General features: G+C 72.7%; 13 protein-coding genes. 3 read left to right on the forward strand and 10 right to left on the reverse strand.

What is annotated here, in order from left to right; genetic code table 11:
* Positions 1-112: 112 nt before the first annotated feature.
* The 8 genes from ACIBH1_RS37315 to ACIBH1_RS37350 are packed head-to-tail and all read right to left on the reverse strand — an operon-like array spanning position 113 to position 10680.
* A complete protein-coding gene (locus ACIBH1_RS37315; protein ID WP_397318749.1) occupies positions 113-1828 on the reverse strand; it encodes an ABC transporter ATP-binding protein in 1716 nt (571 codons plus the stop codon).
* Positions 1829-1880: 52 nt separating this feature from the next.
* Complete coding sequence (locus ACIBH1_RS37320) at positions 1881-3650, reverse strand: ABC transporter transmembrane domain-containing protein (protein ID WP_397318750.1); 1770 nt, start codon at positions 3648-3650, stop codon at positions 1881-1883.
* Positions 3647-4843 carry an alpha/beta hydrolase gene (locus ACIBH1_RS37325; RefSeq protein ID WP_397318751.1) on the reverse strand — a complete coding sequence of 399 codons (1197 nt, stop codon included), beginning with the start codon at positions 4841-4843 and terminating at the stop codon, positions 3647-3649. The genes ACIBH1_RS37320 and ACIBH1_RS37325 overlap by 4 nt, the downstream gene beginning before the upstream one ends.
* Positions 4836-5669 carry an ABC transporter ATP-binding protein gene (locus tag ACIBH1_RS37330; RefSeq protein ID WP_397318752.1) on the reverse strand — a complete coding sequence of 278 codons (834 nt, stop codon included), beginning with the start codon at positions 5667-5669 and terminating at the stop codon, positions 4836-4838. Before ACIBH1_RS37330 ends, ACIBH1_RS37325 begins: the two co-directional genes overlap by 8 nt.
* Positions 5666-6724 carry a FecCD family ABC transporter permease gene (locus tag ACIBH1_RS37335; protein WP_397318753.1) on the reverse strand — a complete coding sequence of 353 codons (1059 nt, stop codon included), beginning with the start codon at positions 6722-6724 and terminating at the stop codon, positions 5666-5668. Before ACIBH1_RS37335 ends, ACIBH1_RS37330 begins: the two co-directional genes overlap by 4 nt.
* On the reverse strand, positions 6721-7764 hold the full coding sequence (locus ACIBH1_RS37340) for a FecCD family ABC transporter permease (protein WP_397318754.1): 1044 nt from the start codon (positions 7762-7764) through the stop codon (positions 6721-6723). The genes ACIBH1_RS37335 and ACIBH1_RS37340 overlap by 4 nt, the downstream gene beginning before the upstream one ends.
* Complete coding sequence (locus tag ACIBH1_RS37345; protein WP_397318755.1) at positions 7761-8795, reverse strand: ABC transporter substrate-binding protein; 1035 nt, start codon at positions 8793-8795, stop codon at positions 7761-7763. Before ACIBH1_RS37345 ends, ACIBH1_RS37340 begins: the two co-directional genes overlap by 4 nt.
* Positions 8788-10680, reverse strand: coding sequence for an SIP domain-containing protein (locus ACIBH1_RS37350; protein ID WP_397318756.1), 1893 nt, complete (start codon positions 10678-10680; stop codon positions 8788-8790). Before ACIBH1_RS37350 ends, ACIBH1_RS37345 begins: the two co-directional genes overlap by 8 nt.
* 129 nt (positions 10681-10809) lie before the next feature.
* Between ACIBH1_RS37350 and ACIBH1_RS37355 the strand changes: the two genes are divergently transcribed.
* From ACIBH1_RS37355 to ACIBH1_RS37365, 3 genes are all read left to right on the forward strand, one after another.
* On the forward strand, positions 10810-12402 hold the full coding sequence (locus tag ACIBH1_RS37355) for a helix-turn-helix domain-containing protein (protein WP_397318757.1): 1593 nt from the start codon (positions 10810-10812) through the stop codon (positions 12400-12402).
* Positions 12403-12495: 93 nt separating this feature from the next.
* Complete coding sequence (locus ACIBH1_RS37360) at positions 12496-13221, forward strand: FG-GAP repeat domain-containing protein (protein ID WP_397318758.1); 726 nt, start codon at positions 12496-12498, stop codon at positions 13219-13221.
* Positions 13222-13285: 64 nt separating this feature from the next.
* Positions 13286-14305 (forward strand): NAD-dependent epimerase/dehydratase family protein, encoded by a 1020-nt coding sequence (locus tag ACIBH1_RS37365; protein ID WP_397318759.1) that lies wholly within the window; start codon positions 13286-13288, stop codon positions 14303-14305.
* A gap of 117 nt (positions 14306-14422) precedes the next feature.
* Here the strand turns inward: ACIBH1_RS37365 and ACIBH1_RS37370 are convergent, their stop codons facing one another.
* Both ACIBH1_RS37370 and ACIBH1_RS37375 read right to left on the reverse strand, forming a co-directional pair.
* Positions 14423-15664 (reverse strand): ATP-binding protein, encoded by a 1242-nt coding sequence (locus ACIBH1_RS37370; RefSeq protein WP_397318760.1) that lies wholly within the window; start codon positions 15662-15664, stop codon positions 14423-14425.
* 251 nt (positions 15665-15915) lie between these two features.
* A complete protein-coding gene (locus ACIBH1_RS37375; RefSeq protein WP_397318761.1) occupies positions 15916-16371 on the reverse strand; it encodes a winged helix-turn-helix transcriptional regulator in 456 nt (151 codons plus the stop codon).
* Positions 16372-16413: the final 42 nt, after the last annotated feature.

The following is a 16413-nucleotide window of genomic DNA, read 5'->3' on the forward strand; positions in this document are numbered from 1 at the left end:
CCTCCTTCGAAATGCGGTCACATGCATATGGCCGCCGAGGAATGGATGGTGAATCGCAGCCCAAGGAGCAGAGGTATGGGTCGGGTATGCCGCTGGTATGCGCGCCTGATCGTCACTGGGCGGCCTCCCAGGCCCGCCACAACCCGGCGTACACCCCGCCGGCGTCAACCAGCTCTGCGTGGGTGCCGGTCTCGATGATCCGGCCGTGTTCCATCACCACGATCCGGTCGCAGGTCGCCGCCTGCGAGAGGCGGTGGGCGACCACGACCGCGGTGCGCCCGGCGAGGACGGTGTCGGCCGCGCGGTCGAGCTGTCCGGCGTAGGTGGAGCCGGCCTCGGCGGTCGCCTCGTCGAGGATCACCAGGTCGGCGTCGGTGAGCAGCAGGCGGGCGAGGGCGAGTTGCTGCGCCTGGGCGTCGGTGAGCGGGTGCCCGCCGGCGCCCAGCAGGGTGTCCAGCCGGTCAGGGAGGGCGTCGAGGATCGGTGCGGCGCCGGTGGCTTCGAGCGCCGCGTGGAGGTCGCGGTCGGTGGCGCCGGGGGCGGCGAGGGTGAGGTTGTCGCGCAGTGTGCCGGCGAAGACGTGGACCTCCTGGGTGATCATCGCGGTCCGGCTGGGGCGGGTCACCTTCCCGGCCTCGGGCAGGCGGGTTCCGGCGATCACGCCGGCGAGGGTGCTCTTGCCCGCCCCGGACACGCCGACGACGGCGACGCGCCGGCCGGGCGGGATGGCGAGGGTGAGGGTGTCGAGCACCCGCGGCCCCTCGCCGTAACGGAAGGAGACCTCTTCGAGCTGTACGGCGGGGCTCGCGGCCCGCGCCGGGGCATCCGGCGAGCTGGTCGGAATCGTGACCACCCCGATCATGCGGCTCAGCGACGCCAGGGCGGACTGGAGGGTGTCGATGACCAGCAGCAGCTGGTTGACGGGTCCGAGCAGGCGGAGCACGAGCAGCATGGCGGTGGTGGCGCCCCCGACGGTGGAGGCGTCGTGGTCCACGAGGACGAAGCCGACGACGAGTACGGCGGCCAGGCTCAGGCACTCCCCGAGGTTGAGCCGCCCGTTGAGCATGCTGAGCACGGCGCGGGCGCGCAGCGACTGCCCCGCGACGCGCCAGGAGTCCGCCATCACCGCCCGGTGCCGTCGTTCGGCGAGCCCGAAGCCGAGCACGGTGGCGTAGCCGCGCTGGGACTCGATGATCTGCTGGGCCCGCGCGCTCATGGCCGTACGCTCGGCGCGGTAGACCCCGGGTCCGACGCGCAGGTACCACCGCACGGCCAGCACATAGACCGGAAGGACGACGGCGAAGGCGGCCGCGTAGGGCCATTCCAGCGCCGCGAGCCCGCCCAGCGACACGACGATGGTGAAGGCGGCGACGGTGAGCGCCGGGATCACGGCGGGGGCGGCGTCGGCGACCGCGGTGACGTCGTCGCTGGAGCGCGAGATCAGGTCTCCGGTGCCGGCGCGCTCGACGAGGTGCTGGGGCAGCGCCATCGCGTGGCCCACGAGCTGCTCGCGCAGCGCGGCGAGGATGGCGTGGTAGACGCGGGTGGCGAGCACGATCGTCAGCGCGGTGCCGGCGGCGCCGAGGACCGCCGAGAGCGCCATGACGACCGTGACGGTCAGCACGGTGGCGAGGTCCGCGGTGCCGGCCTGGACGCGGTCGACGAGGATTCCGGTCGCCCAGGGAACGATCAGGCCGACGCCGGTGCTGACGATCCCCAGCACGCCGGTCGCGGCGAGCCGGAGCCGGTGCCCGTGGCTGAGCCGCCACACCTGCCTTGCCGTCTCGCGGCCGCTCGCGACGGGCAGCCCGGCGGGAGCGCCGCTCACGGCGCCGTCCTCGAGAGCGCGGGCACGACGGGCAGCCCGGCGGGAGTGCCGCTCATTGGGCCGTCCTTGTGAGCGCGGGCACGTCGTCAGGCAGTTCGACGACGCGGTCGCAGGCGGCGAGCAGGGCCGGTGACGAGGCGATCAGGAGCGTCGAGCGGCCTGCCCTGACACCGCGCAGCCGTCCGGCGATCGTGTGCTCGGTGACCGAGTCGACCGCGGTGGTCGGGTCGTGCAGCACGAGCACCGGCGCGTCGCTCGCCAGGGCGCGGGCGAGCGCGATCCGCTGGCGCTGGCCGCCGGAGAGCCGGTTGCCGCCCTCGCCGACCGGGGCGTCGAGGTCGGCCGCGAAGTCGTCGCAGGCGGCGGCGAGCACCGCGGCGTGCACCGCGGCGTGCACCCGCTCGGGCGCGCCCGCGATCGGGGCGACGTTGTCGCGGAGGGTGCCGCTGAACAGCGTGGCGCGGTGCGGCGCGACGGTGACCCGGGAGCGGTACTCGGCCGGGGGCAGCTCCCGCGCCGCGATCCCGTCCAGCCGCGTCTCGACCCCCTCCCCTGCCTGGGGGTCCAGCAGCGCCTCGACGACACGGGCGGCGGTCCGGTCGCCGGCGCGCACGCCCACGAGCTCGCCTGGCTCGACCCGGATCGTGACGTCGGTCCCGGAGACGCCCGGCACGACGACGTTCAGCTCCGGCAGCGCGCCGACCTTGGGCAGGCTCGCGTCGTCGGCACCGGCCGTCGGCGTGGCGTTGTCCCGCAGCACGTCGAGGACACGCGCGGACGAGGCGCGGGCGCCGGCGAGGTTGGGGATGGAGGTGCTCGCGATCGCCTGGATCTGCGGCAGCAGTGCCTGGGTGAGGCCGACGGCGGTGATCAGCCCGCCGATGCTGAGCCGGCCGTCCACGGCGAACCAGCCCGCCAGCCCCATCACGGCGGCGACGAACGTGCCGCTGACCACGCCCGAGCCCGTCAGGAACCTGCCCAGCAGGCCCGCGTTGCGCCTGGCGCCGGCCAGGGTCTCCTGGCTCGCCCGCCGGTACCTGCTGGTCGCCTCGGCCTCGGCACGCACCCCCTTGATCACCCGGTAGCCGGTGACCAGGTCGGTGGCCTGTCCGACCGTGGAGGCCAGCAGTTCCTGGTACTCCCGGGTGTCGCGGGAGAGCCGCTCGCTGAGCAGGCCCATCGACCAGACCGCCACGGGCGCGCCGAGCAGCACCGCGAGTCCGAGCAGCCAGTGCGTCGCCAGCAGCGAGGCCGCGATGAATCCGATGGCCGTGATCCTCGAGACCGGGATGATCGTCAGGATGACCGCGTTGGACAGGCGCGCGACGTCGTTCGTCATCACCGAGACGACGCGGCCGTCCGGCGTACGGGCGGCGCCGCCGGACGGGTGCAGCACGCCCGTGGAGAGGGTGGCGCGCAGCCGGTGCTGCAGGACCTGCACCGCGTAGGCGGTCAGCCGCAGCGAGAGCCTCGCCGCCGAGGTCAGCGCGGCGTAGAGGGCCACCAGCGCGCCGAGCCACAGGACCAGCTGTCCCCCGTCGCCGGTCGCCAGGGCCCGGTCGATCGCCAGGCCCATCACCACCGGGACCGCGGACTCGCTCACCTGCCACACGATCGCCAGCAGCATCGCGGGAACGCTGACCCGCCTCACCGAGAAGATCACGCGCAGCAGGAAGCGGCCAGGGGTGATCCCCGGCCCGGACTCGAACGGCAGGGCGCCGGGCGGCTCGGCGGGAGCGAGCAGGAGCACCGGCAGCCGGCGGGTCAGCGGTCCCCGGCCCAGTCCCGCGGTGTCGGCGCCGGACAGACGCGGGTTCCTCACGCCCGGCTCCGGTCCGTGGTCCGCTGCGGGAAGCACCAGAGCAGGGCGTCGGCGAAGACCCCTCGCCACCAGGCGTAGTCGTGCCCGCCGGCGAACTCCCTGTAGAGGGTGTCGTAGCCCTTCCCGGTGAGCACGTGGTCCAGCCAGCGGCTGTGGGTGACGGAGCTCTCCAGCTCGCCGACGTCGTGGAAGATGCGGACCGGCGCCGTCTCCGTGTTCAGGAAGTCGGCCATCAGCGTCGGCACGGGCGTACGGCGCAGCAGCTCGCCTGCCCCGGTGCCCCACCTGAGGTCGGGGTGGTACCCGCACGACGGGGACTGGAGGATGGCGTTGCCGAACGCCTCGGGGTGGTGGAGCGCCGTCCAGGCGGCGCACAGGCCGCCGAAGCTCTCGCCGGCCAGCGCGACGTCACGGGGGTCCCGCGAGAGCGGATACCGGCGGCGCAGCCACGGCAGCAGTTCCTGGACCAGCATCCGGGAGAACTCCGGATTGCAGAGCAGTTCCTTGTCGCGCCGCGGCGCGGGCTGCTCGACGAGGACCACCGCGCAGGGCCGTACCAGTCCCGCCCGGACCAGGGCGTCACGAACGCTCGGCGCGCTGTGGTCCGGCGTGCCATCCAGGTGGATCACGAAGGGCAGGGCGCTGTGGCCCGGGAGTTCGCCCGGGGGCATCGAGACCCGGATGCGGCGTTCGTCTCCCAGGATCTCGCTCGCCAGCACGAAAGGTTCCACGGCCGGGGCCGGCCGCGCTTCGGCCTGGTCGAGCCAGGGCAACGGCTCCGCGTCGGGGAGTACCGCCACCGAGGCCCCGGAGAACCGCTCGACCGAGCACTCAGAGAACCTCGGTGGCGGGTTGAACGGGTCAGGAACCCGTCCGGCCTCACCCGCCGGGCCGCGTCGTACGAACACGTACGAGAAGCGCAGGTCGGAGCGCATCCGCAGGGTGAGAACGCGGAACGGCGTGCCCGCCACCGGGGCGAACTCCGTCTCGATCGGGTTGAAGCCGATCCTGGGGCCGATCACCACCGACAGGGTGACCGTACTGTCGTCTCCGGGCTCGTCGACGAACGTCACCTCGACCTCGTCGGCCGAGACCCGCGCGACAAGCGGTGCTCCCGTCTCCCCGAGGTGTCGTCGGAACCTCTCCGCGCTCCACTCACCGGTCGACAGCTTCTCGACGAAAGGATCAGCCATTTCTCGCGCTCTCCAGGCCTGGTTTGCGGTCGCGGCCGAGCGGCACCACCTGGGGGCTGCCGGCCACCGGATCGGGAATCACCAGGCAGCGCAGGCCGAACACCTCCTCGACCAGTTCGGCCGTGACGACCTCGTCCGGAGTGCCCTCCGCGACCACGGCGCCGTCCTTCATGGCGATCAGGTGGGTGCCGTAGCGGGCGGCGTGGTTGAGGTCGTGCAGGACGGCGACCAGGGTGTGGCCGGCGTGGTGCAGGTCGGTGAACAGCTCCATCAGCTCGATCTGGTGGGTGATGTCGAGGAAGGTGGTCGGTTCGTCGAGCAGCAGGATGTCGGTGTGCTGCGCGAGCGCCATCGCGACCCACACGCGCTGGCGCTGCCCGCCCGACAGCTCGTCCACCGGGCGCCCGGACAGCTCGGTGACCGAGGTCTGGTGCATCGCCCTGAGCACGGCCTGCTCGTCGTCCTCGCTCCACTGCCTGATGAACCCCTGGTGGGGGTAGCGGCCACGGGCCACCAGGTCGGCGACGGTGATCCCGTCGGGGGCGATCGAGGTCTGCGGCAGCAGTCCGACCCGCCGCGCGACCTCCTTGGTCCTGTAGGAGTTGATGTCGGCGCCGTCGAGGACGACCTGCCCGGCCGACGGCTTCAGCAGGCGGGACAGGCCGCGCAGCAGGGTGGACTTGCCGCACGCGTTCGGGCCGACGATGACCGTGAACGACTCGTCGGGGATCGCCACCGAGAGGTGCTCGGAGATGATGCGCCTGTCGTAGCCGATCGTCGCCGACTCCACACGGAGGCGCGCGGTGTGGGGCGTGGTCGCGCTCATAGGCGTCTCCTGGCTTCGGTGAACAGCAGGTATCCGAGGTAGCCGCCGCCGAGCACGACGGTGATGACGCCGACCGGCAGCGGGGTGGGGGCGACGTGCTGGGCGAGGTAGTCCGACGCCAGGCACAGCAGCGCGCCGACGAAGGCGGCGGGGGTGAGCGTGATCCCGGCGGTGCGGGCGAGCCTGCGGGCGATCTGCGGGGCGACCAGGGAGATGAACGCGATCGGCCCCGACGCGGCCGTGACCGTCGCCGTCAGCGCCACTCCGACCAGGATCAGGCCGAGGCGCGCGGGCGAGACCCGCACCCCTTGCGAGGCGGCCGCGTCGTCACCCAGCTCCATCTGCCGCATCGGCCGGCTCAGCATCCCGGACAGCAGCAGGAGTACGGCGACGCAGACTCCGCCGGTGACGGCCTGGTCCCACGACACGCCGTTGAGTGACCCGGCGCCCCACGCGGCCGCGGACATGGCCTGGTCCAGGTCGGCCTTGAGGATCAGCCAGGCGTTGAGCGAGCTGAGCATCGCCGAGACGCCGATGCCGACGACGATCAGCCGGAACCCCTGCACCCCTCGCCGGTAGGCGAGCACGTACACGGCCACGGCGGTGATCATCCCGCCCAGCAGCGCCCCGCCGACCAGCTGCGCGTAGCTGCCGTTGACGACCAGGATCACGATCAGCGCGCCGGTGTAGGAGCCCTGGGAGAACCCGATGACGCCGGGGTCGGCGAGGGGGTTGCGCAGCAGGGACTGGAAGACCGCGCCGCTCACTCCCAGGGCCGCGCCGAACACCAGCGCCGCGCTCACCCGGGGCAGCCGCCACTCGACCACGATGTCGTGGACGATGCCGCTCTCCCCGCCGGTCAGCGCGGAGAGCACCTGCCCGGGGCTCAGAGCGTACGAGCCGGTCATCAGCGCGAGCACCGCCGTACCCGCGACCGCGACCGCGAGCACCGCGCAGACGACGACCGAGCGCCACTGGAGCCGTACGGCGATCCGCCGGTGCCGCAGCACCAGCACCCGCCGCCCGAAGTCCACCCGGGGAAGGTGGCTGCTCATAGTCCGCTCGCCTTCTTGCGCCGCACGAGCGCGACGAGGACGGGAGCGCCGACGAAGGCGGTGACGATGCCGACGGGGATCTCGCCGGGTCGCATCACGACGCGGCCGAGGATGTCGGAGACCAGCAGCAGGCTCGGGGCGAGCAGGATGCTGTAGGCGAAGATCCAGCGCTGGTGCGGGCCGACGATCCAGCGGGCCACGTGCGGCACCATGAGCCCGACGAATCCGATGGGTCCGGCGATCGCGGTGGCGCCGCCGGCCAGGAGGGTGAGGGCGATCACCGCGAGCACGCGGGTGCGCACCAGCCGGACCCCTTGGGCCGCCGCCAGCTCGTCACCGAGAGCCAGGGCGTTGAGCGGGCCCGACACCACGAAGGCCAGGATGAGCGCCACCGCGAAGAACGGCAGGATCGGCCACACGACCTCGAGCGGGCGCCCCACGATCGACCCGGCGTTCCAGTACCGCATCGCGTCGAAGGCGTCGGGGTTGGTCAGCTGGAGCGCCTCCCTGGCGCCGCCGAGCACGGCGCCGACGCAGAGCCCGGCGAGCACCATGACCACCGGCGAGGAGCCCTGCCGCGTCGAGCCGAGGGCGAGCACCAGGAGCGTGACGATCAGCGCCCCCGCGAACGCGAACCCCATGTAGCCCTGGGCGTCGCGGACACCGAGCACGCCCACGGCGACCGTCACCGCGAAGGACGCACCGGCGTGCACGCCGAGGATGCCAGGATCGGCCAGGGGGTTGCGGGTGAGCGCCTGGATCAGCGCGCCCGACAGTCCGAGGGCGACGCCGACGACCAGACCGACGATCGTGCGCGGCAGCCGGAAGTCGCGGATCGCGAACTGGTCGATGCCGGCCGGGGGGTGGAACAGCGCGTCCCACACCACGGACGGCGCGATCGCCGTCGACCCGATCATGACGCTCAGCACCAGCATGACCGCCAGCACCACCAGCGCGATGGCCAGGCCGAGCAGACGGCGACGCGGTCCGGGCACCGTGCCGGTGCCCGGACCGTCCTGCCGCAGGGCGAGGGTTGTCACTTCGCGGCTGGGAGGGTCGCCAGCGCGCTGTCGAGCGAGTCCAGGTACCTGATGACGGGCCCGTAGGAGTTGTTGCCGGGGCAGAAGACTCCCAGCGCACGGCCGGAGCTCACGGCGGGCAGCGACTTCCAGGTGTTGGTCTCCACCACCGGCACGAAGGGCTCCATCGGCCGGCCCTGGGCGTCGACGGGGTAGGTGATCACGTCGTACTTGGACAGCTCACCGATCTGCTCGAACGGCAGGGACTCGTAGGCCAGGGGGTCCTTGCCCTCGGCCGCCTCGGGGAGGTCCAGGCCGATGTCGTCCCTGGCGATCTCGGAGCAGCCGATGTCGGCGATGTAGAAGGTTCCTGGATCGTTCCATGATCCGCGGGAGACGTCGACGAACGAGGTGCCGTCGATGACCTTGCGGTAGGTCTCCTTGATCTTGGCGACCTTGGCCGTGAACTCCGCCTTCTGCTGGCTGAGCGCGTCGGCGACGTTGCCGGCCTCCGCGATGGCGTCGGCGAAGGCCTTCCACTCGGTGTCGAGCCCCCAGAACACGGTCGGGGCGATGGACTCGAGCCGCTTGCCGACCTTGTCCCAGTCACTCGAGTGGAACTGGACCAGGATGAGGTCGGGCTTGAGGCCGGCGAGCTTCTCGAGGTCCACCTCGCCACCGTCGCTGCCGACGACCTCGGCCGCCTCGTACACGGTCTTCTGTTCCGCGGGCAGCACGCCGAGCTCGGAGGGGGACACCTCGGTGACGCCCACGGGCTTGCCGCCCAGGTCGATGAAGGGGAGGTTCGTGTTGCCGATCGTGACGATCCGCTGGGGGGCGGCGGGAATCTCGATGGTGCCGTTCTCGGCCTTGACGCTGCGGGTCTCGGAGGCCTTGGCGCTGCCGGTCGCGGCGGGCTCGACGCTGCCGGTCGCGGCGGGCTCGGCGCCGGAGTCGTCGCCGCCACCACCGCAGGCGGTGAGGACGAGCGACGCGCTCATCAGCGCGGCGGCGAGGGCTGCGCCGCGCCTAGGGAGGGAGATGTTACTCATGGGCGTTCTCTTCTTCTCTGGTGGAGGGGGTCGGCCGGTGGAGTTCGTGGACCGTGACGCCCAGGCCGACGGTGCGCGCCGGCCCGCGCGTGAGGCCTGCCCGGGCGATGACGGCGTCGAGTTCCGCCGCGGTGCGCAGGCCTGCGCCGTGGCAGGCCAGGCCGATCAGGTCTTCCTCGCTGTCGTGCTCGTCGAGGTCGTCGGTGTCGAAGACCTCCTCGATCAGCAGCACGCGTCCGCCGGGGAGGAGGTTCTCGGCGGCCCGCCGCAGGGCGTGTGCGGCGTCGGCGTCGGGCAGGGTCTTGAAGGCGCGGCTGATGAGGACGGCGTCGGCCGCCGGGCCGGGCTCGAAGACGGACTGCTCCCGTACGGCGACCCGCGCGCGTTGCCGTTCGTCGGGAATCGTGGCGGGCAGGTCGCGGCGCAGCCAGTCGGCCTGGGCGGGCAGGGCGCAGATCGTCACGCGCAGGTCTTCGTGCGCCGCGACGTACTCACGGGCGTGGGCGCCGGCGCCACCGGAGTGGATCACCAGGTGCCGGACTCCGGCGAGCAGGCCGGACGTGGCGATCGGCCCGGCGAGGGCGGGCTGGAACTTCGCCAGGCGCTCCAGATGACGGTCCTCGTAGTCCTGCTCGGCCCGCACGTCGGCGAAGGTCTGGCCGGTGACGGAGGCGTAGGCGGGCCGCCCGGTGCGGATCGACTCCGTGAGGCCGTGGATCCCGAGCATCTCGCGGCCGACCACGCCGGCGGGGTGGAGCCGGTCGGCGATGAAGTCGAGGGTGAGGACCTCGCCGACCGGCGTCAGGGCGTAGTGCCGCGGTTCCTTCTCGTTCACCACGCCCAGGCTGTGCAGGTAACGCAGCAGCTTGCCCAGGGCGCGCTCGTCGGCGCCGGCCTTGGCGGCCAGCTCGGCCACGCCGGCCACGCCGCGGGAGAGCAGATCGGGAACGCCCAGCTCGACGGCGGTGCGGATCGCGACCGGCGCGACGAGCTCGGTCAGGTCGTGGAGCTTCTGGAACGGGGTGACCGTCCTGTCCGGGTCGGGCACGGCGCCGTCGGTCTCCAGGGTGACGACCTCGGATCGGCGCCAGTAGCCGGCGAAGTCGATGTCCTCCTTGGGCACGCCGCGGTCCTCGACCAGGTGCCGGCGCATGTCGCGGACGGCCGTGTGCTCGCCGGCCAGCCACGCGAACGCCTGGCCAGGCCACCACTCCGCGCCGCGGACGGCCTCGGTGAGCGGCGACGCCGTCCCGGCCGCCGCTTCGGGGCGGACCAGCCATGTCACGTCCACCCCGGGCGGCTCGCGCAGTTCCTGGCGGTGGGCGTCCTCGGCGATCTCGATGAACACCTGCGCCTTGGCGCCGGGCGGGAGCTCGTCGAGCAGGCGGCCGATGGCGGGGAGCGCGGTGTCGTCGCCTGCCACGAGCCACCAGTCGGCGCCGGCGGGGAACGCCTTGGACGTGCTCGGGCCGCTGAGGTGGATCCGGTCGCCCGGCTGGGCGCGATAGGCCCACGTCGTTCCGGCGCCCACCCCGTGCTTGACGAAGTCCACGTCCAGCTCGCCGGCCTCGGGGTCCCACCGGCGAACGGTGTAGGCCCTCGACAGCGGCCGGGGATCCCTGGGCACGATCAGCTTGGCCTCGCCCTGGACCGGGAGCACCGGATCGGGCTGACCCGGGTAGGGGAAGTAGAGCGCGAGGTCGTCGTCGAAACCCGGTGACGCGAAGGCCGGCCGTACGAAGCCGCCCGCGGCGGTGAACTCGCCCAGCTGCTCCCCGGACAGCGTGACCCGCCGCATCCCCGGGGTGAGGTCGACGATCCTGACCACCTGGACCTCGCGCAGGGTCGGCGGGTGCACGGTGAGCCGGCGCGTGGTTTTGGGCATGCGGGGACCCGAACTTTCCGGTCGTTTCAAAGGACAGAAGCCGCGCGCCGCATCGGGGAGGGCGCGCACTGGTAAGGTTAGGTTAACCTTACCTGCTTTGGTGTGCGCAGACTGCCGTATGGTTAGGACATGGTGATGCCCTCGTCGTTCGCCGCGGGCGCCGCCGACCCGCCGCCGATTCCCGCTGCGCGGCTGGGCCCGGAAGACGGGCCCGTCCGGCCGCTGCTGCTCTGGGTCCGCACCGGCACCGCGCACGTGAGCCTCGACGGCGGACCGGCGCACCACCTCCAGGCCGGCGAAGGCGCCTGGATCCCCGCGGACGGCTGGACGGAGCGGGCGATCACCACGAAGCCGGGCACCGTCGCCTTCCCGCTGTGGCCCCGCGCCGGCGCCTGGGGATTGTCGGAACTGACGCGGTTCGACGTGCCCAGCGGCTGGCAGGACTGGTTGATCCAGCTCTTCAACCTGCAGGTCACCCCCTTCAATGACCGCGGGTACTCCCCCGAGGCGATCGAGGAGCTCCTCCGGCGCCCCGGCTCCCGCTCGCGGAATCCTGACGCGGACGGATCCACCTCTCCGCCGATGCCACGAGCCCGCGGCGCCAGGACGGTCGCCGAGGAACTGGTGCGCGACCCCGCGCTCGACCTCACGGTCGAGCAATGGGCGTCACGGGTGCTCTCCAGCGCGCGCACCCTTCGCCGCGACTTCCTCGCTGACACCGGGCTCACGTTCGAGCGGTGGCGGCTGCACTGCCGGCTCGGCGCCGCCGTGGAGTTCCTCGCCGCCGGCTACGACGTGGACCAGGTGGCCGCCCGGGTGGGCTTCGCCAGCCGCAACGGCCTCACGCGGGCCTTCAAGGGACGGTTCGGGCTGACACCCCACGAGTTCGCACGGGAGCTGTCCGCCCGGCCCGGCGCCGGGGGGCTGACGCAGCGCGCGGCGGCGGCACGGCAGACCGACGACCTGATCCGGATGATGCGCAGGACGGGCACGCCCGCCGCGCCCGAGATGCTGCCCGCGGCCAGCACGCCGCCGCACACCAACGACGTCCACGTCCTCAGCTGGATGTACCGAGGCAGCGGCTACCTGGACATCGGCGACCAACGCTACGAGCGCGAGCGAGGGGTCGCGACCTGGATCCCCGCAGGACTGGACCACGTCACCGGCCTGCGCGAGAACTCCGTCTCCCTGCCGCTGGGCAACGCGAGCACCGGCGACCTCCAGCTGACGGCGCCGCTGCAGGTGCGCTTCTCGCCCGCGTGGGACGACTACCTGATGTCCTGCTCGATCAGCGCCCGGTCCGGACTGCGTCCCGACGACCACAACCCCCGCCACGTCCTCGACCTGTTCGCGGAACAGGTCGCCGCGCAGCGAGCGCTGTCGGTGCCGATGCCCGCCGACCCGCGCGCGCGAGCCGTCGCGATGGAGTGTTTGCGCCGCATCGGCGAGCCCGGCGGGACGCGTGACGGTGACGTCCACGCCGAGATCCTGCGCGCCTTCCGCGACGAGACCGGCATGACGCTGGGCCGCTGGCGCTATGCCGCCCGCATGCGCATCGCCCGCGACCTGCTCGCCGGAGGCGCCCCGCCCAGCGCCGTCGCGCGCCGGATCGGGTACGCCCACCTGCCCACGTTCAGCGCCGCCTTCTCCCGCTTCCACGGGCTGTCTCCGCGCGACTACCAGCAGCGGGAGTCCGAACGGCCCAGCACCCGGGATACGTGAAAGCACCCATGACCCGGCCGGCCTCCCCGCAGAACCCCGAGGCGGCTTCGCTCGTCGGAACAGGTACGGATTCCCGGTTCCCTTGGAGTGGTCATGCGGATCGCATCAGTACGACGCGCGGCCGCGGCCGTCGCGGTGATCGCCGCGGCGATCGTGGCGTCGCCCTCGGCGGCGAACGCGGCGACCCCCACCGGCTACGAGTTCGCGGGCGTCACCGACTGGGACGGCGACGGCCACCAGGACATCGTGGCGCGGGACGCCGGCGGCCTGCTGTGGCTGTACCCCGGCGAAAGCACCCGCGCCTACAGCACCCAGGGCCGCTACCAGATCGGCAACGGCTGGAGCCTCTACAACTTCACCGGCCTGGCCGACTGGGATCTGGACGGGCACCAGGACATCGTCACCCTCATGCACTACTTCTCGCCGCTCTGGCTCTTCCCCGGCGAGAGCAGCCGCGCCTACAGCGGCCAGCCGCGCACCCAGATCGGCCACCGCCAGGGCGTGACGTACTCAGGCGTGAGCGACTGGGACGCGGACGGCCGCCAGGACGTCATCGTCAGGAACCCCGGCGGTGAGCTCTGGTTCCACGCGGGCAGCGGAGCGCGCACGAACACCGTCTTCATCGGGGTGCCGGGCCAAGGTGCGCGGATCGGCAACGGCTGGAACGGCTACACCATCGCCGGCCTGGCCGACTGGGACGGCGACGGCCACCAGGACATCGTGGCCGCCGACCCCGGCGGCGTCCTGTGGCTCTACCCCGGCGAGAGCGTCCAGGGCTACAGCGGCCAGCAGCGTGTCCAGATCGGCACCGGCTGGTGACCCGGCGATCCGCTGTCGGCGAATCCGCCTGGGCACGCGAAGGTCACGATGTTTTGCTGACACCATGAACGTCCTGATCCTCGGCGGAACCGCCTGGCTGGGCCGGGAGCTGGCCCGGCAGGCTCTCGCGCGCGGCCACGAGGTGACCTGCCTGGCCCGCGGCGAGAGCGGCGACGTGGCCGACGGCGCGACCCTGGTGGCGGCCGACCGGCGCGACCCATCGGCCTACCACGCGCTGCCGGATCGCGACTGGGACGCCGTGTTCGAGGTGAGCTGGCAGCCCGCCTTCGTGCGCGGAGCACTCGCCGCCGTCGCCGCCCGGAGCCGGCACTGGACCTACGTCTCCTCCGTCAACGCCTACGCCGCCCACGACCGGCCGGGCGCCGACGAGTCCGCCGCCGTCATGGCGCCCGCCGACCAGGACGAGGTCGACCATTCCCTGTACGGCGCGGCGAAGGTGGCCTGCGAACTGGCCTCCGCGTCCGCGGTGGGCGACCGTCTCCTGATCGCCCGCGCCGGCCTCATCGGCGGCCCCGGAGACCAGAGCGACCGCACCGGCTACTGGCCGGCTCGCGCGGCACGCGACACGCTGGCGCCGATGCTGGTCCCCGACTCCCCCGGTCACCCGACCCAGGCGATCGACGTGCGCGACCTGGCTTCCTGGCTGCTCGACTGCGCCGAGAAGGGCGTCACCGGCACCTTCAACACCGTCGGGCCGACCGTCCCGTTCGCGGAGTGGATCGAGCTCTGCCGCGCCGCGGCCGGTCACACCGGGCCCGTCGTCGCCGCCGAGCCCGGCTGGCTGCTGGAGCAGGGGGTGGCCGCGTACATGGGCCCGGAGTCGCTGCCCCTGTGGCTGGTCGCGCCCGGCTACGAAGGCTGGTCCGCGCGATCGGGCGCCGCCGCCGTCGCCGCCGGCCTGCGGCACCGTCCACGGCGCGAGATGATCGACGACATCCTGGCCTGGGAGCGGGAGCAGGGCCTCCACCGCGAACGCCGGGCAGGCCTCAGCGCCGGACGCGAAGCCGTACTCCTCGCGGCCCTCGCGGCCCTCGCGGCGCAGTCCCCACCGGACTCACCGTAGCGCCGGGCCCAGCCAGCCGATCCGGGGCCGCCCCAGCCGATTCCGAGGCCTGCCTCGCTCAGGCCGGGGGCCTGCCTCGTTCAGGCCTGCCTCGTTCAGCCAAGGCCTGGCCGGAGGTCACGAAGGCGGTAGCAGGGGCAGCCGCAGGACCAGCCGGGCGCCGCCCGCGGCGTCCGGAGAGGTCGCCGGGTCGGGCGGGTCGGCGATATCCAGCGTGCCCCCGTGCGCCTCGGCGATCTGCCGGGCGATCGGCAGGCCGAGGCCGCTACCGGCGGGGTCGGCCCGCAGCGCGTCCGGGCGCCGGAAGAAGCGGCGGAACACCGCCTCCCGGTCGGCGGCCGGAATGCCCGGCCCGTCGTCGGCCACCTCAAGTACGGCCTGGCCACCGTCGACCCCGATCGTCACCTCCACCCGGGACCGGGCGTGACGGATCGCGTTGGCCAGCAGGTTGCCCACCAGCCGGGTCAACCGCACCGGCGTCCCTTCGACCATCACCCCCGACTCCACCCTGGTGACGATCTTCACGTGGGCCGGGCGGTGCAACAACTCCTGCCCGACCAGGACCGCGAGGTCGATGGCCTGCACCCCCTGGGGCGCGCCCGCCTCCAGCCGGGCCAGTTCCAGGAGGTCGCCGACGATGTCGCCCAGCCGCTCGGCGTCGCGCAGCGCGGCCAGCAGGCTCTGGCGGGCGTCGGCGTCGGGGGCGGCCAGCGCGTCCTGCAACCGCAACTGCAGGCCGGCGATCGGGCCACGCAGGTCGTGAGAGGTGTCGGCGACAGCCTCGCGATGCTGCTGCACCACCTTGTTCAGCTCCTGCGCCGCGTTGTGCGCCCTGTCCTGAGCCCTGCGCAGCCGCTGGTTGATGTCCTGGAGCCGGCGCGTCTGGGAGTAGAGATGGGCCTCCACCGCTCCCAGGCGCGACAGCCTCACACCGGTCAGGACCTGGTGCCCGGCGTCACGCACCCGCCGGACGAAGCCGGTCACCTCCTGGGGCAGGTTGACCACGCCGCAGACGGAGCCCTCCGAGTCCAGCAGCGGGGCGTTGGTGATGCTCCAGTACCGTTCCTGGAATCCCGGCGTTCCTTGGTTGCTTTCCACGTCGTAGCGCAGCAGCGGCATGACGTCGATCTCGGCGCCGGTCAGCACCCGCTCCAGCGAGGCCCGCAACACCGCGGCCTCCGTCGTTTCCGGGCCGCCGGGGAAGACCTCGAACACGTCACGGCCGACGACGTCCTCGCGCCGGTGTCCGACCATCTGCTCGTAGGCCCGGTTCACGAACATGAAGATCAGCTCGGGCGACAGCAGCGCCAGCGGGATCGGTGCGGCATCGAACGCCGCACCGAAATCGATCTCCTCCACTGACGCCCCTTCTCGCTCTCCGGCCGCGCCCCTGGGGGTGCGCCACGCCGGTCGAGAACGGAACGCCCTGTCGATTGGGGTCGGATGTGATGCCGGCCGATGGCCGGCCAGCCGAGGAGGAGAGGCGTCGCGCGGAGCCGGCGCCCTCTCCGCCCTCCACTACGCACCGTACGCCGAAGTCGATCAATGCTCCGGTATCGACACGACGGCGGCGTCCACAACCGCTGACCTGCCGGGATCCGGCCGCGTGCTCACGTCGCAGCGCCGGGCCCGGGCAGCAGGTCGATGTCGTCCACGCCCATGGGACGCTCGCACACCGAGCACCGCAGCTCGACATGGCTGATCTGCCCGCACGCGTGATGCCGGTACAAAACCGGCGGGCCCGCCTCTCCCGCCTTCCACTTGTCTCCCCAGCGCACCATCACCAGCAGCAGGTCGCAGAGCTCGCGCCCCTTCTGGGTCAGCGCGTACTCATGCCTGACGGGACGTTGCGAATACTCCCGGCGCTCCAGCACCTCGTTCTCGACCAGCCACCGAAGCCGCTCGCTGAGAACCTTGGTGGAGATCCCCAGATCGCGCTGGAGAGCCTCGAAGCGGGTGATGCCGGCGTAGACGTCGCGCAGGATCAGGGCCGACCACTGCTCGCCGACGATGTCCAGGGTGCGTGCGATCGAGCAGGTCAGGTCGCCGATCCGGGTGCGCTGCATGGCGACATCCTAGCCAAGCCCCTTCCCTTAGGAAAGCCACTC

This window comes from Nonomuraea sp. NPDC050663 (assembly GCF_044456985.1).
Taxonomy (GTDB): domain Bacteria; phylum Actinomycetota; class Actinomycetes; order Streptosporangiales; family Streptosporangiaceae; genus Nonomuraea.